The sequence below is a fragment of the Burkholderia sp. BCC0405 genome (assembly GCF_902833075.1).
Lineage (GTDB): Bacteria > Pseudomonadota > Gammaproteobacteria > Burkholderiales > Burkholderiaceae > Burkholderia.
Map to the genome: position 1 here is coordinate 174,668 of NZ_CADFEO010000001.1, position 24,682 is coordinate 199,349.

At 69.2% G+C, this 24,682-nt stretch carries 21 protein-coding genes and 1 pseudogene; 16 read left to right on the forward strand and 6 right to left on the reverse strand.

Features of this window, described 5'->3' with window-relative positions:
* Positions 1 to 29: 29 nt before the first annotated feature.
* The 7 genes from HWX36_RS00835 (at position 30) to HWX36_RS00865 (ending at position 9,799) form a co-directional block, all read left to right on the forward strand.
* Positions 30 to 785 (forward strand): Crp/Fnr family transcriptional regulator, encoded by a 756-nt coding sequence (locus HWX36_RS00835; protein WP_175950401.1) that lies wholly within the window; start codon positions 30 to 32, stop codon positions 783 to 785.
* 228 nt (positions 786 to 1,013) lie between these two features.
* Entirely contained in the window at positions 1,014 to 4,181 is a 3,168-nt protein-coding gene (locus tag HWX36_RS00840) for an efflux RND transporter permease subunit (RefSeq protein WP_175950402.1), read from the forward strand.
* 36 nt (positions 4,182 to 4,217) lie between these two features.
* Positions 4,218 to 5,447, forward strand: a complete 1,230-nt coding sequence (locus HWX36_RS00845) for an efflux RND transporter periplasmic adaptor subunit (RefSeq protein ID WP_175950403.1) — start codon at positions 4,218 to 4,220, stop codon at positions 5,445 to 5,447.
* 5 nt (positions 5,448 to 5,452) lie between these two features.
* A complete protein-coding gene (locus tag HWX36_RS00850) occupies positions 5,453 to 6,955 on the forward strand; it encodes an efflux transporter outer membrane subunit (RefSeq protein ID WP_175950797.1) in 1,503 nt (500 codons plus the stop codon).
* Between the two features lie 28 nt (positions 6,956 to 6,983).
* On the forward strand, positions 6,984 to 7,679 hold the full coding sequence (locus HWX36_RS00855; RefSeq protein ID WP_175950404.1) for a heavy metal response regulator transcription factor: 696 nt from the start codon (positions 6,984 to 6,986) through the stop codon (positions 7,677 to 7,679).
* Entirely contained in the window at positions 7,676 to 9,115 is a 1,440-nt protein-coding gene (locus HWX36_RS00860) for a heavy metal sensor histidine kinase (protein ID WP_175950405.1), read from the forward strand. The genes HWX36_RS00855 and HWX36_RS00860 overlap by 4 nt, the downstream gene beginning before the upstream one ends.
* 96 nt (positions 9,116 to 9,211) lie before the next feature.
* A complete protein-coding gene (locus HWX36_RS00865; protein WP_089442578.1) occupies positions 9,212 to 9,799 on the forward strand; it encodes a LysE family translocator in 588 nt (195 codons plus the stop codon).
* Positions 9,800 to 9,809: 10 nt separating this feature from the next.
* Here the strand turns inward: HWX36_RS00865 and HWX36_RS00870 are convergent, their stop codons facing one another.
* A complete protein-coding gene (locus tag HWX36_RS00870; RefSeq protein WP_175950406.1) occupies positions 9,810 to 10,655 on the reverse strand; it encodes an AraC family transcriptional regulator in 846 nt (281 codons plus the stop codon).
* Positions 10,656 to 10,824: 169 nt separating this feature from the next.
* Between HWX36_RS00870 and HWX36_RS00875 the strand changes: the two genes are divergently transcribed.
* Positions 10,825 to 11,619: an SDR family NAD(P)-dependent oxidoreductase gene (locus tag HWX36_RS00875; protein WP_175950407.1), complete on the forward strand. Its 795-nt coding sequence runs from the start codon at positions 10,825 to 10,827 to the stop codon at positions 11,617 to 11,619.
* 24 nt (positions 11,620 to 11,643) lie between these two features.
* On the opposite strand, the gene HWX36_RS00880 is transcribed toward HWX36_RS00875, so the two are convergent.
* The 5 genes and pseudogenes from HWX36_RS00880 to HWX36_RS00900 all read right to left on the reverse strand — a co-directional run.
* Positions 11,644 to 12,018 carry a hypothetical protein gene (locus HWX36_RS00880; RefSeq protein WP_175950408.1) on the reverse strand — a complete coding sequence of 125 codons (375 nt, stop codon included), beginning with the start codon at positions 12,016 to 12,018 and terminating at the stop codon, positions 11,644 to 11,646.
* A gap of 211 nt (positions 12,019 to 12,229) precedes the next feature.
* Complete coding sequence (locus HWX36_RS00885) at positions 12,230 to 13,300, reverse strand: AI-2E family transporter (RefSeq protein WP_175950409.1); 1,071 nt, start codon at positions 13,298 to 13,300, stop codon at positions 12,230 to 12,232.
* A 128-nt stretch (positions 13,301 to 13,428) separates the two neighbouring features.
* Complete coding sequence (locus tag HWX36_RS00890) at positions 13,429 to 14,538, reverse strand: NADH:flavin oxidoreductase/NADH oxidase (protein WP_175950410.1); 1,110 nt, start codon at positions 14,536 to 14,538, stop codon at positions 13,429 to 13,431.
* A gap of 141 nt (positions 14,539 to 14,679) precedes the next feature.
* A complete protein-coding gene (locus tag HWX36_RS00895) occupies positions 14,680 to 15,366 on the reverse strand; it encodes a type 1 glutamine amidotransferase domain-containing protein (RefSeq protein ID WP_175950411.1) in 687 nt (228 codons plus the stop codon).
* 482 nt (positions 15,367 to 15,848) lie between these two features.
* Positions 15,849 to 16,370 (reverse strand): annotated as a pseudogene (locus HWX36_RS00900) (SDR family oxidoreductase); the annotation flags it as partial.
* A gap of 114 nt (positions 16,371 to 16,484) precedes the next feature.
* On the opposite strand from HWX36_RS00900, the gene HWX36_RS00905 reads away from it, so the two are divergent.
* The 8 genes from HWX36_RS00905 to HWX36_RS00940 all read left to right on the forward strand — a co-directional run bounded on the left by HWX36_RS00905 (position 16,485) and on the right by HWX36_RS00940 (position 24,472).
* A complete protein-coding gene (locus tag HWX36_RS00905; protein ID WP_175950412.1) occupies positions 16,485 to 17,969 on the forward strand; it encodes a PLP-dependent aminotransferase family protein in 1,485 nt (494 codons plus the stop codon).
* 93 nt (positions 17,970 to 18,062) lie between these two features.
* Positions 18,063 to 18,500, forward strand: coding sequence for a carboxymuconolactone decarboxylase family protein (locus HWX36_RS00910; RefSeq protein WP_175950413.1), 438 nt, complete (start codon positions 18,063 to 18,065; stop codon positions 18,498 to 18,500).
* A 10-nt stretch (positions 18,501 to 18,510) separates the two neighbouring features.
* Positions 18,511 to 18,936, forward strand: coding sequence for a cupin domain-containing protein (locus HWX36_RS00915; protein WP_175950414.1), 426 nt, complete (start codon positions 18,511 to 18,513; stop codon positions 18,934 to 18,936).
* Between the two features lie 258 nt (positions 18,937 to 19,194).
* Positions 19,195 to 19,893 (forward strand): TetR/AcrR family transcriptional regulator, encoded by a 699-nt coding sequence (locus HWX36_RS00920; RefSeq protein WP_175950415.1) that lies wholly within the window; start codon positions 19,195 to 19,197, stop codon positions 19,891 to 19,893.
* Complete coding sequence (locus HWX36_RS00925; RefSeq protein ID WP_175950416.1) at positions 19,890 to 20,855, forward strand: HlyD family efflux transporter periplasmic adaptor subunit; 966 nt, start codon at positions 19,890 to 19,892, stop codon at positions 20,853 to 20,855. The genes HWX36_RS00920 and HWX36_RS00925 overlap by 4 nt, the downstream gene beginning before the upstream one ends.
* Complete coding sequence (locus tag HWX36_RS00930) at positions 20,852 to 21,811, forward strand: ABC transporter ATP-binding protein (RefSeq protein ID WP_175950417.1); 960 nt, start codon at positions 20,852 to 20,854, stop codon at positions 21,809 to 21,811. The genes HWX36_RS00925 and HWX36_RS00930 overlap by 4 nt, the downstream gene beginning before the upstream one ends.
* Positions 21,808 to 22,962, forward strand: a complete 1,155-nt coding sequence (locus tag HWX36_RS00935) for an ABC transporter permease (protein WP_175950418.1) — start codon at positions 21,808 to 21,810, stop codon at positions 22,960 to 22,962. The genes HWX36_RS00930 and HWX36_RS00935 overlap by 4 nt, the downstream gene beginning before the upstream one ends.
* Before the next feature lie 10 nt (positions 22,963 to 22,972).
* Complete coding sequence (locus tag HWX36_RS00940) at positions 22,973 to 24,472, forward strand: efflux transporter outer membrane subunit (protein WP_175950419.1); 1,500 nt, start codon at positions 22,973 to 22,975, stop codon at positions 24,470 to 24,472.
* Positions 24,473 to 24,682 lie beyond the last annotated feature (210 nt).

Here is a 24,682-nt window from a genome sequence, read left to right on the forward strand (position 1 = left end):
GTTATCCCTAACCTCGCAAACCCGCACCCATGCACGACCCACTCGCTGCACCGCCCGACGCGCCCGCCGACCCGGCCGATGCCCTTCCCGAACCGGGCCGGCTGCCGGCGCTCGCCACACTGTTCGGCCAGTGCGCGTGGTTCCGCACGCTCGCGCCCGAGCACCAGGCGCTCGTGCTCGCGCAGTCGCACGTCGAGCAGTGCGAGGCCGGCGACGTGATCGCCCATCGGCTTGCGCCGTCCGAATACTGGATCGGCGTGCACCGCGGGCTGCTGAAGCTCGCCATCTTCAATGCGTCGGGGCGCGGCTGCACGTTCTCCGGCGTGCCGTCGGGCGGCTGGTTCGGCGAAGGCAGCGTGATCAAGCGCGAGCTGCGCAAGTACGAGGTCGTCGCGATCCAGCGCTCGACCGTGCTGTTCGTGCCGGCCGACACGTTCCATGCGCTGCTCGACACGAGCCTGCCGTTCACGCGCTTCGTGATCCACCAGTTGAACAACCGGATGGGCGAATTCATCGCGTCGATCCAGAACAGCCGGCTGCTGGACGTCGACGCACGCGTCGCGCAGTCGCTCGCGCAGCTTTTCAACCCGGACCTGTACCCGGACACCGGCCCGTCGCTGTCGATCTCGCAAGAGGAACTGGGGATGCTCGTCGGCGTATCGCGGCAGCGGATCAACCAGGCGCTGCAGCAGCTCGAGAAGCTCGGCGCGCTGCGGCTCGCGTACAACCAGATCGACGTCGTCGATCTCGGTGCGCTCGCGCGCGTCGGGATCGAGCAGATCTGAGCGCGGACCGATGAACGGAATCGCCGCCGACGCCGCTCGCCCGTCCGGTATCGCGGCCGTTTTCCGGCCGTCGCGCCGCGCTGCGTTTCCTCTGCCGAATCGGCAATCGGCCGCCGCGCCCCAAACTGACAATTTCGCCAGTTTCGCGACAGTACCCCGTTCCACGCCGACGCCTATCATTCGGGTTCCATTTACCCACGCCTGACCACCGCCTGTCCCGCCGCCTCCATGTGGATCGTCAATCTCGCGCTCAGGCGCCCCTACACGTTCATCGTCATGGCCATCATGATCGTGCTGGCCACCCCGCTTGCGCTGATGCGCACGCCGGTCGACGTGCTGCCCGCGATCAACATTCCCGTGATCAGCGTCATCTGGAATTACAGCGGCTTCTCCGCGACCGAGATGACGAACCGCATCACGTCCGTGCATGAGCGGATCCTGACGACGACCGTCAACAACATCCAGCACGTCGAATCGACGTCACTGCCCGGCATCGCGGTCGTGAAAGTGTTCCTGCAACCGGGCGCCAACGTGCAGACGGCGATCGCGCAGACGGTCTCGTCCGCGCAGGCGATCGTGCGGCAGATGCCGCAGGGCGCGACGCCGCCGCTCGTGATCACCTACTCGGCGTCGAGCATTCCGGTGATCCAGCTCGGGCTGTCGAGCAAGACGCTCAGCGAACAGTCTCTCGCCGACATCGCGCTCAACTTCCTGCGCCCGCAGCTGATCACGGTGCCGGGCGTGCAGATTCCGTTCCCGTACGGCGGCCGCACACGCGTGGTCGCGATCGACCTCGATCCGCAGGCGCTGCTCGCGAAGGGGCTCACGCCCGCCGACATCGTCAACGCGGTGAACGCGCAGAACCTCGTGCTGCCGACCGGCACCGCGAAGATGGGCCAGACCGAATACCGGATCGACACGAACGCGTCGGCCGACACCATCGCCGACATCAACAACCTGCCGATCCAGACCGTCAACGGCGCGACGACCTACCTGCGCGAGGTGGCGTCGGTCCGCGACGGCTTCGCGCCGCAGACCAACGTCGTGCGCCAGAACGGCCAGCGCGGCGTGCTCATCTCGATCCTGAAAAGCGGCGATGCGTCGACGCTCAAGGTCGTGTCGGACCTGAAGGCGCTGCTGCCGAAGGTGATCCCGACGCTGCCCGAAGGGCTCACGATCACGCCGCTGTTCGACCAGTCGGTGTTCGTCAACGCGGCCGTCCAGGGCGTGATCCACGAGGCGCTGATCGCCGCCGTGCTGACCGCGATGATGATCCTGCTGTTCCTCGGCAACTGGCGCAGCACGCTGATCATCGCGATCTCGATCCCGCTGTCGATCTTCACGTCGCTGATCGTGCTCTCCGCGCTCGGCGAAACCATCAACATCATGACGCTCGGCGGGCTCGCGCTCGCGGTCGGGATTCTGGTGGACGATGCAACCGTCACGATCGAGAACATCGAGCGGCACCTGCATCTCGGTACGAACCTGCACGACGCGATTCTTGAAGGCGCGGGCGAAATCGCGGTGCCCGCGTTCGTGTCGACGCTGTGCATCTGCATCGTGTTCGTGCCGATGTTCTTCCTGACGGGCGTCGCGCGCTACCTGTTCGTGCCGCTCGCGGAAGCCGTCGTGTTCGCGATGCTCGCGTCGTACGTGCTGTCACGCACGCTGGTGCCGACGCTCGCGATGCTGCTGTTCCGCCCGCAGCAGGCGAGCACCGGCCCCGACCATTCGACGTCGCGCTTCGCACGCCTCCATCACGCGTTCAACGATGCGTTCGAGCGGCTGCGCGCGTGGTACATCGTGCTGCTCAGCATCCTGCTGGTGCGCCGCCGCTTCTACGCGATGTGCTTCCTCGGCTTCTGCGTGCTGTCGACGGGCCTCGTGTTCGTGCTCGGCCGCGATTTCTTCCCGAATGCCGATTCGGGCAACATCCGGCTGCACATGCGCGCGCCGACCGGCTACCGGATCGAGGAAACCGCGCGCCTCGCCGACCAGGTCGAGCGCGTGATCCGCGAAACCGTGCCGCCCGACGAACTCGGCGCGATCGTCGACAACCTCGGCCTGCCGGCGAGCGGCATCAACCTGTCGTACAGCAACGCCGGCACGATCGGCACGCTCGACGGCGAGCTGCTGATCGCGCTGAAGCCCGGCCACCGCGCGACCCAGCACTACGTGCAGGCGCTGCGCACGGTGCTGCCCGAACGTTTCCCGGGCGTCGAGTTCTTCTTCCAGCCGTCGGACATCATCACGCAGATCCTCAACTTCGGCCAACCGGCCGCGATCGACCTGCAGGTGCTCGGCAACGATCTCGCGAGTAACATGACTATCGCGAGCAGCCTGATGAAAAAGTTCAGGCAAATCCCCGGCGCCGTCGACGTGCACGTGCTGCAACGCAACGACGAGCCGACCCTGCTGGCCGACATGGACCGTACGCGCATGCAGCAGCTCAACCTCTCCGCGCAGAACGTCGCGCAGAACATGCTGATCTCGCTGTCCGGCAGTTCGCAGACGACGCCGTCGTTCTGGATCAACCCGCGCACCGGTGTCCAGTACCCGCTGCAGATCCAGACCCCGCAATACAGCATCTCGTCGGTCGACGACCTGCTCGGCACGCCGATCTCGGCGAGCGGCCGCGCGGGCGCGCCGCTGCAACTGCTCGGCAACCTCGTGCAGGTGCGCAGCACCGCGAACCCGGCCGTGATCACGCACTACAACATCCGCCCGGCGATCGACGTGTACGTCAGCGTCGAAGGCCGCGACCTCGGCGCGGTCGCGGGCGAGATCGACCGCATCGTGTCCGACGCGCGCGCGACGCTGCCGCGCGGCACCGAGCTGACGATGCGCGGCCAGATCGAGACGATGCGTACGTCGTATCTCGGCCTCGGCGCGGGCGTCGCGATGGCGATCGTGCTCGTCTACCTGCTGATCGTCGTCAATTTCCAGTCGTGGCTCGACCCGCTGATCATCGTCAGCGCGATGCCGGCCGCGCTCGCCGGCATCGTCTGGATGCTGTTCATCACCGGCACGCACCTGAGCGTGCCGGCACTGACGGGCGCGATCATGACGGTGGGTGTCGCGACCGCGAACAGCATCCTGGTCGTGTCGTTCGCGCGGCAGCGCCTCGAGGCCGGCGCGCCGCCGCTCACGGCCGCGCTGGAAGCAGGCGCGACGCGGATCCGGCCGGTGCTGATGACGGCGCTCGCGATGATCATCGGGATGGTGCCGATGGCGCTCGGTCTCGGCGAAGGCGCCGAGCAGAATGCGCCGCTCGGCCGCGCGGTGATCGGCGGCCTGCTGTTCGCGACCGTTTCGACCTTGCTGTTCGTGCCGCTCGTGTTCGGCGGCGTGCATGCGCGGCTGGCCCGCCGGCGTGCGCGCCAGGCCGGACACTGACTTTCGTCCCACTACCCGGTTGATTTGGTTGAATTCATGGAAGAGAAACATCACAGCTCCGTCGGCATCCAGGTGGACGAACGCGGCATGCACCTGCCGACGCGCACGTCGGTGTCGCGACGCGGGAAGATCGTCCTGATCGCGATCGGCGTGCTGCTGGCCGCCGGCGCCGCGCGCACGGTGGTCGTCAACGTGCTGAACCGCAACCGGCTCGACGCGGTTGCCGAGCAGAACACGCGCCAGTACGTGAGCGTCGCGCATCCGGTCGATGCGGCCACCGGCGGCAAACTGACGCTGCCCGGCACGCTGCGCGGCTTCGTCGAGGCGCCGATCTATGCCCGCGCGAGCGGCTACGTGCTGCGCTGGCAGGCCGACATCGGCGCGCACGTGAAGCAGGGGCAATTGCTCGCCGAACTCGACACGCCCGAGCTGAACCAGGAACTCGCGCAGGCCACCGCACAGCGCCAGCAGGCGCAAGCCGCACTCGCGCTCGCGAAGACATCGTTCGACCGTGCGCAGCAGTTGCGCCAGCGCGATGCCGTCTCGCAGCAGGAGCTCGACGACCGGCAAGGCGCGTTCAACCAGGGCACCGCGAACCTCGCCGCGGCCGATGCGAACATGCGCCGCCTCACCGAGCTGAAAGGCTTCCAGCGGATCGTCGCGCCGATCGACGGGATCGTCACGCAGCGCAACGTCGACGTGGGCGATCTCGTCAGCTCCGGCAACGCCGGCCGCTCGCTGTTCACGGTCGTGCAGGCCGACCGGCTGCGCCTCTACGTGCAGGTGCCGCAGGCGTATGCACAGCAGGTCAAGGTCGGCCAGCACGTGAGCGTCGCGCAGGCCGAGCTGCCGGGCCGGACCTTCGACGGGACGATCACGCGCACGTCGGAGGCGATCGACGTCGCGACGCGCTCGCTGCAGATCGAGATCACGCTGCCGAACCCGGACGGCAGGTTGCTGCCCGGCGCGTATGTGCAGGCCACGCTACCGATGACGCCGGTCGGCCGCCTGCAGGTGCCGGCCAATACGTTGCTGTTCCGCGCCGAAGGCCCGACGGTCGCGACCGTCGACGCGAATGGCCAGGTGCGCCTGAAACAGGTGACGGTCGTGCGCACGATAGGGCAGACGCTCGAAGTCGACGGCCCGCTCACGCCGAACGACCGCCTCGTCACGAACCCGAGCGACGCGCTCGCCAACGGCGACCCGGTGATCGTCGCGGCGCCGGCCGCGAAACCGGCATCCGGCGCCGCGGAGGCGAAGTCGTGATCGCGATGCGCCTCCGCCGGCGGCCTGCCGCCGTCTCCGCCACCGCCGTTGCGCTCGCGGCGGCCGTCGCCGGCTGTACGGTCGGCCCCGATTACAAGCGGCCCGACGTCGACACGCCGGCCGCGTGGCGGCTCGACCCGGCGGATTCCTACTGGCATCCGGCCGCGCCAGCCCGCGCGCCGCTCGATCCGGCATGGTGGACCGCATTCGGCGATCCGCAGCTCGATGCGCTGGAAACCGAAGCACTGCGCAACAACCAGAACCTGAAGGCCGTCGCCGCGCGCTACGACCAAGCGAAGGCGACGCTCGCGTCGGTCGCCTCGGCGCAGTATCCGGCCGTCGGCCTGAACGCGAGCGGCCAGCGCTTCAAGATCTCGGCCGACCGGCCGCAGACCAACTACGCGACGCCGAACGCGTCGACCGTGCAGAACGACATCCAGGTCGGCGCGAGCGTCAGCTACGAACTCGACCTGTTCGGCCGCGTGCGGCGCAGCGTCGAGTCCGCGCAGGCGACCACCGAGCAGGCCCGCGACGATTTCGCGAACGCGCGCCTGGTGCTGACCGCCGATCTCGCGTCCAGCTATTTCGCGCTGCGCGAATTCGATACCGAGATCGACGTCGTCAGGCGCTCGATCGACTTGCAGCAGAAGGCGCTCGACTACGTGAGCGCGCGCCACGACCTCGGCGCGGTGTCGGGCCTCGACCTGCTGCAGCAGCGCGCGCAGCTCGACGCGACGCGCACGCAGGCGCAGTTGCTGCTCCAGCAGCGCGTGCAGGTCGAAACCGCGATCGCGACGCTGGTCGGCACGCCGGCCCCCGCCTTCTCGATCGCGCCGCGCGTCGTGCCGATCAACGCGCCGGCGCTGCCGACCGGCCTGCCGAGCGACGTGCTGCAGCGGCGCCCCGACGTCGCGTCGGCCGAACGCGCGATGGCCGCCGCGAATGCGCAGATCGGCGTCGCGCGCGCCGCCTATTTCCCGCGCATCATGCTGTCGCCCGATATCGGCTGGGACGCGACGCGCTTTGCGGGCCTGTTCACCGTGCCGGCGCTGCTGTGGTCGGTCGGCGGGTCGCTCAGCCAGCCGCTGTTCGAAGGCGGCAAGCTGAAGGCCGGCGTCGATTTCGCGCAGGCCGGTTACGTCGCCGCGCAGGCCAGCTACCGGCAGGCCGTGCTCACCGCCTTCCAGGAGGTGCAGAATGCGGTCACGGGATTGTCGGTGCTCGCCGACGCCGCGCGGCAGGCCGCCGCGGCCGTCGACGACGCGCGCAAGCTCGTGTCGCTCGCGCAGGATCGCTACGCGGGCGGCCTGACGCCGTTCATCGACGTGCTGACGGCCGAGCAGCAATTGCTGGCGAGCGAGCGGCAGGCCGTGCAGATCCAGGGCCAGCGCGCGGCGCTCGTCGTGTTTCTCGCGAAGGCGCTGGGCGGCGGCTGGGATGGCCATGCCGCGGGCGGCCCCGCGCCGGCCGAGGTCGCCGCGGCGGCCCCGGCGCGCCCGAGCCCTTAACCGGATTCCCCGGACAACGGATTCGAACATGAAAGTCCTGATCGTCGAAGACGAACCGAAAGTCGTCGAATACCTGAAGAGCGGCCTGACCGAGGAAGGCTGGGTCGTCGACACCGCGCTCGACGGCGAGGACGGCGCGTGGAAAGCCGTCGAATTCGAGTACGACGTGGTCGTGCTCGACGTGATGCTGCCGAAGCTGGACGGCTTCGGCGTGCTGCGCGCGTTGCGTGCGCAGAAGCAGACGCCCGTCATCATGCTGACCGCGCGCGACCGCGTCGATGACCGCGTGCGCGGGCTGCGCGGCGGCGCCGACGATTACCTCACCAAGCCGTTCTCGTTCCTCGAGCTGATCGAGCGGCTGCGCGCGCTGACGCGCCGCGCTCGCGTGCAGGAATCGACGCTGATCTCGATCGGCGACCTGCGCGTCGACCTGATCGGCCGCCGCGCCACGCGCGACGGCACGCGCCTCGACCTGACCGCGCAGGAATTCCAGCTGCTCGGCGTGCTCGCGCGGCGCAGCGGCGAAGTGTTGTCGAAGACGACCATCGCCGAACTCGTGTGGGACGTGAACTTCGACAGCAACGCGAACGTCGTCGAGACGGCGATCAAGCGCCTGCGCGCGAAACTCGACGGCCCGTTCGCGGACAAGCTGCTGCACACGATCCGCGGCATGGGCTACGTGCTCGAGGCGCGCGAGGACGGCGACACCGAGAGGCCCGCATGAAACGCTCGATCGTCCGGCGGCTCTCGGCGATGTTCGGCATCGTGTCGCTGCTCGTGTTCACGCTGGTGGGCTGCGGGCTGTTCGTGATGATGGAGCGCCAGCTGTTCGCCGAGCTGCGCGCGACGCTCGACACGCGCGCCAAGGTCGCCGAGATGATCGTGTCGCATGCGACCACGGCCGCGCGCGGGCGGCTCATGCAGGAAAAACTCGCCGATCTCGAACCGCCCGACGGCTCGACGCGCTACCAGGTCGACAGCGCGAATCCGGACTTCCGCTTCGGCACGCCCGTCGACGGCGTACCCGTCGGCGCGCCGTTCGGCGCGTTCCAGCGCTACGCGCTGAACCACAGCACCTACGACGTGATGACGAAGACCGTCACGGTGGCCGGCAGCGGCGAGCGGCCGACGCTGAAGCTGGTCGTCGCCAGCTCGTGCGAGCGCACGCAGCGGATGCTGCGCCACTTCGGCTGGACGCTCGCCGGGCTGATCACGATCGCGACGATCATTACGCTGCTGCTGAGCCGCGCGGTGGCCCGCTTCGGGCTCGCGCCGCTCGACCGGCTATCGCAGGACGCATCGGCGATCAGCCTCGCGAACCGCCGCCAGCGGCTGCAGACCGACGCGTTGCCGGCCGAGCTGCGCGATCTCGCCACATCGTTCAACGGTGCGCTCGACCGCATCCAGCAAACCTACGCGCGGCTCGAGGCGTTCAACGCGGACGTCGCGCACGAACTGCGCACGCCGATCAGCATCCTGATCGGCCAGACCCAGGTCGCGCTGACCAGCCGCGACCGCACGGTCGACCGGATGCAGCAGACGCTGCAGTCGAACCTCGAGGAATTCGAGCGGCTGCGCGTGATCATCAACGACATGCTGTTCCTGTCTCGCAGCGACCGCGGCGAACGTGCGACCGACCTGAAGGACGTGTCGCTCGCCGACGAGGTGCGGCGCATGCTCGACTTCCTCGAAATCCCGCTCGACGAGGCGCAGTTGCGCGCCGAGCTGCACGGCGATGCGCGCGCGGCCGTCGATCCGTCGCTGTTCCGCCGCGCGATGACGAACCTGCTGATCAACGCGATCCAGCATTCGGCGCCCGGCGCGACGGTCAGCGTGGCGATCGTGCGCCGCGACACGCTCGTCGAAGTGTCCGTCGCGAACCCGGGTGAGCCGATCGATCCCGCACGGCGCTCGCACGTGTTCGAGCGCTTCTACCGGCTCGAGGAAGCCCGCGTGAACAGCAAGGAGAACCACGGGCTCGGGCTGTCGATCGTCAAGGCCGTCGCCGAGATGCACGGCGGCAGCGTCTTCGTCGCCTGCTCGGGCGGCATCAACACGTTCGGGTTCTCGGTGTCGACGCAACTCTGCGCAGCCCCACCGCTGCACCCGGCCGACGCGCGCGATGCGCGGCCGGCGCACGCGCCGCGCGCATTGCACTGACGGCAGCTGCCCGCCGAGGGCAGTTTTCTTCAATACCGGCCCGCGCGGCTCCCGTAGTCTCGATGCGACTTTCGACATTTCGCATGGAGACATCCAATGAGCATGCTGGTTTCGATGGCCGCGTTCGCGCTCGCCTCGTCGATCACCCCTGGTCCGGTCAACATCGTCGCGCTCAGTGCCGGCGCACGGCACGGCCTCGGCGCGAGCCTGCGCTATGCGGCCGGCGCGACGCTCGGCTTCGTCGCGCTGTTCCTGCTGATCGGCCTCGGGCTGCACGCGGCGCTCGCGCGCTGGCCCGTGCTGACGACCGCCACGCAGTGGTCGGGAATCGCGTTCCTGCTGTACATGGCGTTGCGGCTCGCGCTCGATGACGGCCGGCTGTCCGCGGACCCGGACGTGGCCGGCCCGTCGGCGGCGGCCGGCGCGGCGATGCAGTGGCTGAATCCGAAGGCCTGGCTCGCGTGCGTGGCCGCGATGGGCGCCTATGCGGCCGATGGCGACCGCACGCAGGTCTGGCAGTTCGCCGCGCTGTATCTGGTGATCTGTTTTGCGTCGATCGCGTGCTGGTCGTATGCGGGCGCGTCGCTGCGGCACCGGCTGGCGAACGCGCGGCACATGCGCGTGTTCAACCGGCTGATGGCGCTGCTGCTCGCGGGCAGCGCACTGTTCCTGCTCGACGTGTAGCGCGCGCCGTTCAGCTCGTCGCGCTGCGGTACTGGCCGGGCGTCGCGGCCGCGATCCGCCGGAACGCGCGCTGGAAATGCGCCTGGTCGGCAAAGCCCGCGTCCAGCGCGACTTCGGCGATTGGCCGCCCACGGCGCAGCTCCGTGCGGCCGTACTGCACGCGGCGATCGATCAGGAAGGCATGCGGCGTCATCCCGTAGCGGGCGTTGAACGCTCGGATCAGGTACGACGGCGACAGATCGGCCGCCGCACAGATCGCATCGAGCGTGACGCCCTCGCGGCAATGGGCGGCGATGTAGTCGGCCGCGCGCGCGAGCCGGGCGTTGTCGTCCCCGGCGCGCGGGCCGGGCAGTTCCCGATCGAGCGCGCCGTGCAGCGCCGTGAAGAACTCGACCGCCGCGCTCTCCTTGCCGAGCGGATCGATGCCGGGTGCGACGAGCGTGCGGTAGAAGCCGCCAAATTGCGCGAACAGGTCGCGGCGCTCCGTCAACTTCGCCGAAAAGCCGCGAAAATCGCTGCTTGAATCGTGGCCCAGCGAATGCTGAAGCCGCGCGAGCCACGGCACGTCGACATAGACCATCCGGTACGCCCATGCGTCGGGGCCATACGGATTGCACGCGTGCACCTGTTCCGGATCGATGATCACGAGCACGCCGCGCCCGACGTGCTCGTTCGTCGCGCCGTTCACGTAGGTGCTCGTGCCGCCGACGATCGCCCCCACCGAAAACGTGTCGTGCGTGTGCTTCGCATAGCAGATCGCGCGGCCGTCGTCGACGGTGCGCGCCTCGATGAACGGCAGCGCGGCATCGCGCCAGAACGGCGACGGAACGACGGATCGGTTGGCGGTACGGCTCACGCAGCGGGCTCCCGGTTCGGACGGCGAGCGCTCACCGTACAAGACTGTGCGGCGCCGCGCAACCGGATCGGCGGCTTCGACGCCGGATCGCGCCGTTTCGCCTAAGCTTTGAATGCTGTCCGCCGCCGCACCCGCGGCAGATCCCGTTCACTCCTCCCCCGTCACGCACATGCATATCGATCTGAAAGGCAAGACCGCGGTCGTCACCGCCTCCACCGCCGGTATCGGGCTCGCAATCGCCGAAGGGCTCGCGCGCGCCGGCGCGCGCGTCGTCGTCAACGGCCGCAGCGATGCATCGGTGCAGTCCGCGCTCGCGCACCTGCGCGCCGCCGTCCCCGATGCGAACTTCGACGGCGTCGCGGCCGACCTGTCCGATGCCGCCGGCGCTGCGCGCATCGTGCAGCACACGCCCGCGGCCGACATCCTCGTCAACAACGCGGGCATCTACGGCCTGAAGGCGTTCTTCGACATCGACGACGCCGAATGGGAGCATTACTTCCAGACCAACGTGATGTCCGGCGTGCGCCTCGCGCGGCATTACCTGAAGGGGATGATCGAACGCAATGCCGGGCGCATCGTGTTCATTTCGTCGGAATCCGGCCTGAACATCCCGGTCGACATGATTCATTACGGATTCACGAAAACCGCGCAGCTGTCGATCGCACGCGGGCTCGCGAAACTCGCGGCCGGCACCCGCGTCACCGTCAACTCGGTGCTGCCGGGGCCGACGATGTCGGACGGCGTGCGGGCGCTGCTGAAGGAAACGGCCGACGAAACCGGCCGCAGCGTCGAGGACGTGGCCGTGGATTTCGTGCGCAACCACCGCTCGAGCTCGATCATCCAGCGGCCCGCGACGCCCGAGGAAGTCGCGAACCTGGTGGTCTACGTGTGCTCGCCGCTCGCTTCGGCGACGACGGGCGCGGCATTGCGGGTGGACGGCGGCGTGGTCGACACGATCGCGTGACGGCGAACGAACAAGGCCGCCGCGCTAGCGCGACGCGGCCTTGTCCGGCCGGAGCGTGCCCTTGCGATCGGCGCTCATGCAGGAATCGAAGCCGTGTTGCGTGACGACGCCGGCCTTGTCGAACACGACGAAATATTCGCGGTGATCGTTGCCGTGCTCGATGAAATAGTTGTAGCAGACGCCGCTGCCGTTGCGGACCATCCATACGCTGCGCGGATTGCCGCCGGCGCGGACGACATCGGCGCGCGTCGCGCCATGTCGCGACGCGGCTCTCGCGAGCGGCGTACGCGAATACGAGAACGGCAGCCACGCGTCGAACCACGCGCAGCCGTGCAACATCAGGCAACTGGCGGCCAGGGACAGCGTGGCTGCGGGACGGGCCATCGGAATCAATCGCATGCTTGGGAAAATCTGCTGCGCCGCGCCGGCGCGATCGAAAGCCCCATGCTACTAGACCTTTGGGTCCGGATCGAAAAGAAATGTAGAGAACTTTATCCGGATCCCTGCATTGCCTGCCTCGGCACCAGCCGGATCGTCGCCCGTCGCGGCGGCCGATGCACGCTCGAACGCGCAACCGTACCGCCGCGTCACGCCGCCTCGGCGCACATCGTCATGCAATCCATTCGGCCCACAGCATCGTCAGCACCGTCATCAGCGCGGGGCCGACGAACAGCCCGATCAGGCCGAACGTCTCGGCGCCGCCGAGGATGCCGAACAGCACGAGCAGGAACGGCAGCCGCGCGGAACTGCCGATCAGCACCGGCCGCACGAAGTGCTCGGCGACGAACACGACGACGAACCCGAGCACCGCCACCACGACGGCCCACACGGTCGCGCCCTGCACGAACAGCCAGAGCGCCGCCCCGCAGAACACGACGGGCGCGCAGAACGGCAGCATCGCGGCGATCGCCGTGACGAGGCCGAGCAGCGCCGCATGCGGGACGCCGGCCAGCGCATACGCGATGCCGAGCAGCGCGCCCTCGCCGAGCCCGACGACGACGAGCCCCGTCACCGTGCCGAACACGGCCGAGACCATCCGCTCGATCAGCGCCGCGCCGCTGCGCCCGAACGCACGCCGCGCGCCCTGCAGCAACGCCCCCGACAGCTTGTGGCCGGCGCGCAGGATCACGAACAGCGTGACGAGCATGAAGCCGAATTCGAGCAGCCCGTGCGCGAGCTTCGTGCCGAACTGCCGCCCGAACGCGAGGAATTTTTCGCCGTTGACGCCATGCATCGCGCTGGCCGCATGCAGCGGATGGCCGAGGTTGGCCTGCCACCATTCGGTGACCTGCGCCGCGCCGTAAGGCAGCCGGCCGACCACGTCGGGCACCGGGATGCCGTTGTCCTGGATCGTGCGCAGCCACTCGCGCAGGTCATGCGCCTGCCCGATCGCCTGGGTTGCCGCAACAGCCACCGGCAGCACGACCAGCAACGAGATCGCCGCCGTGATGACGAGCGCGATGAGCGTCGGGCGATTGCGGAACAGCCGGTGCGATTCGACGCGCTTCAGCATCGGCCACATCGCGATGGCGATCACGCAGGCCCACGCGATGGCGGGAATGAAATCGCGGATCACCCACAGCGCGATGACCAGCAGCGCCGCATACAGCACGGCGCGGGAGACCTGCTGCGTGCGCGGCCGTGCGGCAGGATCGGGAGACGACGGGACATGTACGCCCATGGCACCTCTGTCGAAATGAGAAAATGACGGTTCGCGCAGGCAACCGGCCTGCGCGAACCGCCATTCTATCCATCGGCGCCGGATCGGCGGTGCATGTCATGCATGCGCCGCCCTGGCGCCCCGCCCGCTCAGGCCACCTTGTCGGCGCTCCGGTAACGCTCGAGCCAGTGCGCATACGGCGCGGGCAGCGTCCACGACGGACGCTCGACGCCGAGTTGCTTGGCCGCGTAGTACGGCCAGTGCGGGTCGGCCAGATGCGCGCGGCCGACCATCACGAGATCGAGCTGTTCTTCCGCCACCACGCGGTTCGCGAGTTGCGGCGTGTCGATCCCCCACGCGGACGACACCGGCAGCCCGGCCTCGCGGCGCACACGCTCGGCGATCGGCGCGAGGAATGCCGGACCCCACGGAATCTGCGCGTCGGGCGTCGAGAAACCGACCGACACGCTCAGCATGTCGAGCCCTTCCCGCTTCAGCCGCTGCGTGAGCGCGATCGACTCGGCGAGCGTCTCTTCGTCGCGCCCGTCGTACTCGATCACGCCGAAGCGCGCGGTCAGCGGCAGATGCTCCGGCCACACCTTGCGCACGGCCGCGAGCGTCTCGACGAGGAAGCGGCCGCGGTTCTCGGCCGAGCCGCCGTATTCGTCGTCACGCTGGTTCGCATGCACCGAGAAGAAGCTCTGGGCGAGATAGCCGTGCGCGAAGTGCAGTTCGAGCCATTCGAAGCCCAGGTCGCGCGCGCGCTTCGCCGACGCCACGAAGTCGGCCTGCACGCGTGCGATGTCGTCGCGCGTCATCGCGCGCGGCGTCTTCGGCAGATGCGCGCCGAACGGCACGGCCGACGGCGCGATGGTCTGCCAGCCGCGCGGATCGCCATCGGCGATATGATCGTCACCTTCCCACGGACGGTTCGCGCTCGCCTTGCGGCCCGCGTGCGCGATCTGGATGCCCGGTACCGCGCCGGCCGCCTTGATCGCCGCCACCGATGGTGCGAACGCTTCGGCCTGCGCATCGTTCCACAGCCCCGCGCAGCCCGGCGTGATGCGCCCTTCCGGCGCGACGGCCGTCGCCTCGGCGATCACGAGGCCCGCGCCGCCCCGCGCGATGCCGGCCAGATGCACGTGATGCCAATCGTTGACGACGCCGTCCTCGGCGACGTACTGGCACATCGGCGGCACCGCGATGCGGTTACGCAACGTGACATCCTTGAGTTTGAACGGTTCGAACAGGGCAGACATCCACGGCTCCTTTGCTTGGTTCTGCAAAACGACTGGAAACGCGTCGCGCAATACGCACGACGGAACGATCAGGCCGTCGACGGGCCGGCCCGCGCCCGGCGACGGATACGGTACGGCGCCGGCCCGGCCGGCGCCCTCGGCTCAACGGTGGCCGAGCTGCGCGAGCAGCGCCTCGGCGGCGGGCTCCGACGACGCGGGGTTCTGCCCCGTGATCAGCAGCCCGTCGGTGACGACGTGCGGCGCCCAGTCGGCGCTGCGCTCGAATTGCGCGCCGTTGGTCTTCAACATGTCCTCGACGAGGAACGGCACGACTTCCGTCAGCTCGACGGCCGCTTCCTCGCTGTTGGTGAAGCCCGTGGCACGCTTGCCGCGCACGACCGATTCGCCGGTCTGCGGGTTCTTCACGTGACGCAGCACGCCCGGCGCGTGGCACACGGCCGCGACTGGCTTGCCGGCCGCCAGCGCACGCTCGATCAGGCCGATCGAATGCAGATCCTCGGCGAGATCCCACAGCGGGCCATGGCCGCCCGGGTAGAACACGGCGTCGTAGTCGTCCACGGACACGTCGGCCAGCTTGCGCGTCGACGCGAGTTCGGCCTTGGCCGCCGGATCGGCGTCGAAGCGGCGCGTCGCGTCGGTCTGGGCCGCCGGATCGCTGCTTTTCGGATCGAGCGGCGGCTGGCCGCCCTTCGGCGACGCAAGCGTCAGCTCGACGCCCGCATCCTTGAACGTGTAGTACGGCGCGGCCAGTTCCTCGAGCCAGAAGCCGGTCTTCTTGCCGGTGTCGCCGAGCGTGTCGTGCGAGGTCAGGACAACCAGGATCTTCATGATCGGATACTCCTTCGAAATGGATGAGGGAACGGGGCCGCGCAACCGGGCAATCCGGCCGGTCGGCGCGGCGCGCCTGTCGGTTAGTCAGCTGAGACGCGTCAACGTGCGACCCGCGTATCCGAATGCGGCACTCGCCTACGACTATTAGACCAGTCGTCTAGGATGATTCGAAATAAAACGACGGCGTCTCGCAGCACCACCAGCATCGCAGCGCGGAATGGCACTCAAATGGCATTTCGCGTCTTCGTTGCATGCGCCGCGGACGTCGTCGCATTCATGACGACGGATGATAGCCCCTGATTAGACCGGTCGTCTAGTAAACGGATAATCGCCCCTGCCGCGATCATGGCCTTTTCGGTGGAGCCCGATCCGCCAGCGCCTGCCGTCACCCGGAGCCGGCAGCGCGGCAAAGGCGGTTCGCGGAACCGCCCGCCCGGCATTGCGCCGGGCGGTGCGGCTCCGTCTGTGTCACGACCGGGTCAGAGCAACCCCATCCCGCCCGACGCGATGATCTCCGCGCCGACGATGAACGCGGATTCCGGCGCGCTGAGGTGCAGCACCGTCGACGCGATCTCCTCCGGCGTGCCGAACCGGCCGACCGGCACGAGGCCCTTGATCTTGCCGGCGGTTTCGTCGAGCGTCGCCGCGTCGAGCCCGAGCTTGCCGTAGAGCGGCGTCTGCACGGGCCCGGGGCTCACGACGTTCACGCGCACACCCTGCGGCAGCAACTCCGCCGACAGCGTCTTCGCGAACGAATTGACGGCCGCCTTGCTCGCCGCGTACACCGACGAGCCGGGCATCCCGATGTGCGCGTTGATCGAGCCGTTGATCACGATCGACGCGCCGCGATTCAGCAGCGGCACCAGCGACTGGATCTGGAAATACGCGCCCTTCACGTTGGTGTCGAACACGAGATCCCACATGGCCTCGTCGCTGTCGGCGAACGGCGCGAGTTTCGCGACACCGGCGTTGACGAACACGGCGTCGAGCCGCGCCCCCGATTGCCTGCGGCTTGGCGACCGGTGCGGGCGCCCCGCCACCGCCAAGCGACCGCCGCGGCGGACTTCCGGTATGCTGATCGGCACGAAATCACGGCAATCGAGGTAACCACCGCGATGGACATCGCCATCCGCATCGAAGGCCGTCACGACCTGACGGGGCAGATCTTCCGGCAACTGCGCACCGCGATCGTCGACGGGCGGCTCGCCGGCGGCGCGCGGCTGCCGTCGACGCGCGACCTTGCGAAACAGCTGGGCGTCTCGCGCAAGACGACGCTCGACGCGTTCGAGCGCCTCGTCGCCGAGGGCTACCTGACTACCCGCGCGGGCGACGGCACGTTCGTCGCCGACGGCCTCGCGCGCGTGCCGCACGCTGCCGCCATGTCGGCGCCGTCGCTCGTCGAGGATACGCCGCGCGTCGACGCGGTCGATGCGCGCGCGCTGTGGAACGACCTGCCCGATGCGCTCGCGATGCCGATGCCGCACGATTCGCCCGGCTTCGACTTCCGTGGCGGCGTGACCGACAAGGCGCTGTTCCCGTTCGACGCGTGGCGGCGCTGCCTGCATCACGCGCTGCGCCAGCAGATGCGCGGCCCCGCCCAGTATCACGACCCGGCCGGCGATCCTCAACTGCGCGGCGCGATCGCGCGCTATGTCGCATTCAGCCGCGCGGTCGCGTGCGGCTGGGACGACGTGCTCGTCACGCAAGGCGCGCAACAGGCGCTCGACCTGATCGCCCGCGTCGTCGTGCGGCCCGGCGACGTGGTCGCGGTCGAGGATCCCGGCTATCCGCCCGCGCGCGCCGCGTTCGCGTCGCTCGGCGCGACGGTGATCGGCGTGCCGGTCGACGCGCACGGGCTGCTGACCGAACGGCTGCCCGACGACGCACGCCTCGTCTACGTGACGCCGTCGCATCAGTTCCCGCTCGGCATGCCGATGACGCTGGACCGGCGCGTCGCGCTGCTCGAGTGGGCGCAGCGCCGCCGCGCGGTGATCATCGAGGACGACTATGACGGCGAGTTCCGCTTCGAGGGCCGGCCGGTGGAGTCGCTGAAGAGCCTCGACCGCACCGGCCTCGTCGCCTATGTCGGCACGTTCTCGAAGACGATCTTTCCGGAACTGCGGATCGGCTACGCGATTCCGCCGCGCGCGCTGCGCGGCGCGCTGGCCAAGGCGAAGCAGATCGTCGACTGGCACACCTGCACGCTGACGCAGGCGGCGCTTGCCCGCTTCATGCTCGAAGGCGATTTCGCGCGGCACCTGAAGCGCGTGCAGAAGCACTACGATGCCCGCCGCAAGATGCTGATCGCCCATCTGCGCGGCGAACTCGCGCCGTGGTTCGATGCGATCGTTCCCACCGCCGGCATCCACCTCGCCGCCTACCTGAAGCCGGGGCGCGACGAAGCGGCGCTGGTCCGCGCGGCTCGCGCGCAGGACATCGGCCTGTACGGCATCTCGACGTTCCACGTCGGCGTGCCGGTGCGCGCGGGGCTGCTGTTCGGCTATGGCGGGATCGACGCGCTGCGCATCGACACGGCGCTTGCGAAGCTGGCCGGCCTGCTGGGTTCGGACACCGTCGGCGCCACGGCACTGGTTACCTGAATTTCCCAGAAATTGGCCATTCAAGCAGGCCAGCATGCGTCCTAAAGTAGTCCTGTCGCGCCACCGTGCGCTCCAACCGAAAAAGGACCTGCCATGCAACCGCGCCTGAACTTCTATGCCGCCAGCCCGAATGCGATCAAGGTGATGCGCAACGCCGAGGAATTCCTCGCGAAGAGCTCGATCGAGAAGCCGCTCGCCGAACTCGTCCGCCTGCGCGCGTCGCAGATCAACGGCTGCGCGTTCTGCATCGACATGCACACGACCGATGCGCGCAAGGGCGGCGAAACCGAGCGCCGCCTGGCCACCGTCGTCACGTGGCGCGAAACGCCGTTCTTCACCGAGCGCGAACGCGCGGCGCTGGAATGGACCGAGGCGCTGACGCTGGTCGCCAGCAACCACGTGCCCGACGCCGTGTGGGAGGCCGTGAAGCCGCACTTCACCGACGAGGAACTGTTCGACCTGTCGATGCTGATCGCGACGATCAACTCGTGGAACCGCTTCGCGATCGCGTTCCGCAAGATGCCCGAATAAGGAGACGACGATGACTCACGCTACGCACCTGCGTCGCGCCGCCCTGTACGCGTGGCTCGCGGCCGGCGCCGCGCTGCTGCCGGCCGCCGCCCGGGCGCACGACGCCGGCGACAACGTGCACACGATCATGCAGCAGGCCGTGCCCGAAGCGCCCGGCAAGCTTGCCGTCGTCGCGACCGTCGACTATGCGCCCGGCCAGGCTTCCGAAGCCCACCGGCACCTCGGCTCGGTGTTCGCGGTCGTGTCGAAAGGCGAGGTGCTGTCGCAGGTGAACGGCGGCCCGCTGCGCCGCTACCGTGCCGGCGAAGGCTGGTACGAGCCACCCGGCTCGCGCCACCAGGTGTCGCGCAACGCAAGCGCGACCGAGCCTGCGCAGCTCGTCGTGTTCGGGCTGACCGGCGATCACGTGCCGCTGACGTCGCCGATCGACCAGTAGCCGCCTTTCGGGGGCGCGCGCCATTGCCCAGGCACGCGCCCTCGCTTCGCGTCCGGGTCCATGCCGTAGCCCCGCTCGTTTCTCCCGCCGCTTCTCCATTAGCTGTTCCCTACACTCCGCCGCCGGCGTGCCGCGCCGCGCCGCGTCACGTCGCCGCCTCGCCCGCCCGCGTCCCCGTTCGACGCTCGCCTGATCTCGATCAACCCGGGCGAAAACCCTTCCTTGAAATTAACTAACTCATCAATTAGCGTCGATTTCATGAACGCGAAATCCACCGTCGCCAGGCCGCGCGGGCGCCGCCCGTCGGTCGACGATTTCGACCTGCGCGACCACATGCTCGACGTCGCGATGCAGTTGTTCGCCGAGCGCGGCATCGCCGCGACCACGGTCGCGCAGATCGCCGCCGCGGCCGGCGTCACGTCGGCGATGGTCCACTACTACTTCACGAATCGCGAGCAACTGCTCGACGCGATCGTCGAGGAACGGCTCGCGCAGGTCATCGCGTTCGTGTGGCGGCCGACCGAGCCGCGGATCGAAAGCGACCCGTTCGCGCTCGTCGCCGAACTCGTCGACCGCTTCTTCGACGTCACGCGCCGCATGCCGTGGCTGCCGTCGATCTGGCTGCGCGAGATCGTCCACGAAGGCGGGTTGCTGCGCGAGCGGATGGTCCGCCGCATTCCGCTCGACCATGTCGGGCGCTTCGCCGAGCGCATCCGCGGCGCGCAGCAGGCCGGCACGCTGAACCCCGCGCTCGAACCGGCGTTCCTGTTCCATTCGATCATCGCGCTGGTGATGCTGCCGCTCGCGACCGCGAAACTGTGGCAAAGCGCGCGCGGCCTGCCGCCGATCGACCGCGACGTGCTGCACCGCCACGTCCGCGCGCTGCTCGGTTCCGGCCTGCAGCCGCCGGCCGCCGCGCCGCGCACGCAGGCCCGCTCGCCACGGAGCCCGTCGTGAACACGGCCCGCGCGCTGTCAGTCGCACTGGCCGCCACCGTCGCGCTCCTCGCCGGTTGCGAACGGCAGGCGAGCAATGGCGCGACCTACCAGGGCTACGTCGAAGGCGAATTCGTGTACCTGTCGTCGTCGCAATCGGGCACGCTTGCGCAGTTGTCGGTCGCGCGCGGCCAGACCCTCGCCGCCGGCGCACCGGCCTTCTCGCTCGAAGCCGTCAGCGAAACAGCCGCGCTGCTGCAGGCGCAGCACCAGCTCGCGGCCGCCCGCGCGCAGCTTGCCGACCTGCAGACGGGCAAGCGCCCGCCCGAAATCGCGGTCACGCAGGCGCAGCTCGCACAAGCCACCGCGCAGGCCGCGCGGGCCGCCGCGCAACGCGTGCGCGATGAAAGCCAGTACGCTGCCGGCGGCCTGTCGAAACAGCAGCTCGACGATTCGCGCACGGCGGCGCAAACGACCGCCGCGCAGATGCGCGAACTGCAGCAACAGGTGGACGTCGCGCGCCTGCCCGGCCGCGCGCAGCAGGTCGCCGCGCAGGCCGCGCAGGTCGACGCCGCGCAGGCGGCGGTCGCCGAGGCGCAATGGAAGCTCGACCAGAAACGCGTCGCCGCGCCCGCCGCCGGACGCGTGTACGACACGTTGTACCGCGTCGGCGAATGGGTGCAGGCCGGCAATCCGGTCGTGCAGATGCTGCCGCCGCAAAACCTGAAGGTGCGCTTCTTCGTGCCGGAAGCCGCCATCGCCTCGCTCGCGCCGGGGCGCACGGTCGCGATCCATTGCGACGGCTGCGCGGCCGACGTGCCCGCGCGCATCACCTATGTGTCGAGCGAGGCCGAATACACGCCGCCCGTGATCTACAGCAACGAGAGCCGGACCAAGCTCGTGTTCATGATCGAGGCGCGCCCGGCCGTCGCCGACGCGCCGAAGCTGCACCCGGGCCAGCCCGTCGCCGTGAGGGTGCCATGAACGTGCCGCCCGCACCGTATGCGATCGACGTCGATCGCCTGAACAAGCATTTCGGCGACAAGCATGTCGTGAAGGACGTGTCGCTGCGCGTCGCGCGCGGCGAGATCTTCGGCTTTCTCGGGCCGAACGGCAGCGGCAAGACCACGTCGATCCGGATGATGTGCGGGCTGCTCACGCCCGACTCGGGCAGCGGCACCTGCCTCGGCTACGACATCGTGCGCGACAGCGCGCAGATCAAGCGGCACGTCGGCTACATGACGCAGCGCTTCTCGTACTGGGAAGACCTGTCGATCCGCGAGAACCTCGACTTCGTCGCGCGCGTGTACGGGATGCCCGACCGCAAGGCGGCCGTCGCGCGCGCGCTCGACGGGCTCGGCCTCGCGAGCCGCGCGGACCAGCTCACGGGCGCGCTGTCGGGCGGCTGGAAGCAGCGCCTCGCGCTGGCCGCCTGCATGCTGCACGAGCCGGCGCTGCTGCTGCTCGACGAACCGACGGCCGGCGTCGATCCAGCCGCGCGTCGCGACTTCTGGGAAGAACTGCACCGACTGGCCGCACAAGGGATCTCGGTGCTCGTCAGCACGCACTACATGGACGAGGCCGAGCGCTGCCACAAGCTCGCGTACATCGCGTATGGCGAGCTGCTCGCGCAGGGCACGTCGGCGGAGATCGTCGCGTCGCAGGGGCTCGCGACCCGCGCGATCACCGGTGCGCACCTGAGCGAACTGTCCGCGCGGCTGCGCACGATGCCGGGCGTCGACCAGACGGTCGTATTCGGCTCGGCGCTGCATGTGAGCGGCCGCGATCGCGCGCGGCTCGACGCGACGCTCGCGCAGGTCGCGGCGCAAGCCGGCGGCCCTGCCGCGCTGCAGGTCGCGCCGATCGACACCGGGCTCGAGGACGTCTTCATCTACATGATGGGCCGCGCGTCCGGGCAACCCGGCGGAGCGTCGTCATGAACGCGTGGGCGCGCCTGCGCGACGCGTTCTCGGTCGCCCGCTGGTGGAGCATCGTGCTGAAGGAATTCCTGCAGCTGCGGCGCGACCGCGTGACGTTCGCGATGATCGTCGGCGTGCCGATCATCCAGCTCACGCTGTTCGGCTTCGCGATCAACACCGATCCGAAGCACCTGCCCACGGCCGTGATCGTCGCCGATGCGAGCCCGTTCGCGCGCAGCTTCGTCGCCGCGATGCGCAACTCCGCGTACTTCGACATCGTCGAGACACTGCCCGACGAGGCGGCCGGCCGGCATGCGCTTGCACGCGGCAACGTGCAGTTCGTGCTGACCGTGCCGGCCGATTTCTCGCGGCGGCTGCTGCGTGGCGAGCGTCCGTCGCTGCTCGTCGAGGCGGACGCGACCGATCCCGTCGCGACCGCGTCGGCGATCGGCGCGCTGCCGGGCCTCGTGCAGCCCGTCGCGGACAAGGACCTGACGGGCCCGCTCGCCTACCTGAACGGCCGCCCGGCCGCGTTCGACGTCGTGCTGCACCGGCTGTACAACCCCGAGGGCATCACGCAGTACAACGTCGTGCCGGGCCTGATGGGCGTGATCCTGACGATGACGATGGTGATGATGACGGGCCTCGCGATCACCCGCGAACGCGAGCGCGGCACGATGGAGAACCTGCTCGCAACACCGGTGCGGCCGCTCGAGGTGATGACGGGCAAGATCGTCCCGTACGTGCTGATCGGGCTGATCCAGGTGTCGATCATCGTTGCCGCGGCGCGGTTCGTGTTCGACGTGCCGTTCGTCGGCGGCGTGTTCGCGATCTACCTGTCCGCGCTGCTGTTCATCGCCGCGAACCTGACCGTCGGCATCACGCTGTCGTCGCTCGCGCAGAACCAGTTGCAGGCGATGCAGCTCGCGGTGTTCTACTTCCTGCCGAACATCCTGCTGTCGGGCTTCATGTTCCCGTTCGCCGGGATGCCGAAGTGGGCGCAATTCATCGGCAACCTGCTGCCGCTCACCTACTTCAACCGCCTCGTGCGCGGCATCCTGCTGAAAGGCAACGGCTGGAGCGACCTGTGGCCGTCGGTGTGGCCGGTCGCGCTGTTCACCATCGTCGTGATGGGCGTCGCGCTGCGCTTCTACCGGCGTACGCTCGACTAGGCACGGCACCATGAAACCGGCTTCGCGTCGCCCCTTCCACGTTGCCCACACTGCTCACGGCTGTGCGCTGGCCGCCGCGCTGCTCGTCGCCGGATGCGCGGTCGGCCCGGATTTCCACGCACCTGACGCGCCGGCCACGCGGCACTACACGCTCGGCGCGCCGCCCGCGACGACGGCCGCCGCAGCCGGCGCGGCCGGCGACCCGCAGACGTTCGCATCGGCCGCGCACACACCGCAACGCTGGTGGACGCAGTTCGGCTCCGAACCGCTGAACCGGCTCGTCGATACCGCGTGGCACAACAGCCCGACGCTTGCCGCGGCGCGCGCGCGGCTCGACGAAGCGCGGCAGAACCACGCGGCCGAAGCCGGCGCGACGATGGTGCCGAGCATCGACGCGAACGTGTCCGCCACGCGCGAGAAGGTCGACATCGCCGCGTTCGGGTTGCCGTCTAACGTGCCGGCTCCAGGGCCATTCTCGCTGTACGACGCGTCGGTGAACGTGTCGTACGTGCTCGACGTATTCGGCGGCAACCGGCGTGCGCTCGAAGCGCTACGCGCGCAGGTCGACTACCAGTCGTACACGCTCGACGCGGCGCGCCTGACGCTCGCGGGCAACGTCGTCGCGACCGCGATCCTGCGTGCGTCGCTCGCGCAACAGGTCACGCTCACGCAGCAGCTGATCGACGCGCAGGCGCGGCAGTTGCGCATCGTCGAAATGCGTTTCGCCGCGGGGGGTGTTTCGCAGGCCGACGTGCATGCGCAACGCGCACTGCTCGCGCAGACGCAGGCGTCGCTGCCGCCGCTCGAGGCCCGCCTCGCGCAGGCCGGCCACCGGCTCGCGATCCTGCTCGGCGTGCCGCCGTCCGATGCCATGCTGCCCGACCTCACGCTCGATGCGCTCGCGCTGCCGCGCACGCTGCCCGTCGCGTTGCCGTCGACGCTCGCGCGCGAACGACCCGACATCCGCGCGGCCGAAGCCGTGCTGCACCAGGCGAGCGCGAACGTCGGCGTGGCCACCGCGAACCTGTATCCGCGCTTGTCGATTTCGGCGGGAATCGGCTCGGAGCGCACGCGCATCGCGGATCTCGTGAGCGGGCTCAATGTGTGGAATGTCGGCCTCGGCCTGACGCAACCGATCTTTCACGGTGGTGAGCTGCGCGCAAAGAAACGTGCGGCCGAAGCGGCGTACGACGCCGCGTTCGCGAGTTACCGGGAAACCGTGCTCGAGGCGCTGCAGCAGGTGGCCGACGCAATGCGCGCGGTCGAACACGACGCGGCCGAACTGCAGGCGAAAGATACGGCCGCGCGGGAGGCGGCGGCAAGCAACGCGATTGCCGGCCAACGTTATGCGGCGGGCGGGATCAGCACGTTCGACCTGCTCGATGCGCAGCGGCAGACGCTGCAGACGGCGCTCGACCGTACGCGCGCGCAGGCCGACCGGCTTGCCGATACGGCGGCGCTGTTTCAGGCGCTGGCGGGGAGCTGGACGGATGACGATCCAGCGGAGTAAACCACCCGACGACACTGACGCTGGCCGGACACTGCCGGTCTACACGCCATGCATCGTACGAACGGCGCACGTATCAGGTTCGGCCGCCGTCGCGGCCCGCTTCCATTCGATACCCGCCCTCGCCAATGACCAAACCCGCGATACGCGCAACGAGTCACGCCAATAAAAAAACCGGCCCGAAGGCCGGTTTTCATACCGCATGCCGCAAGC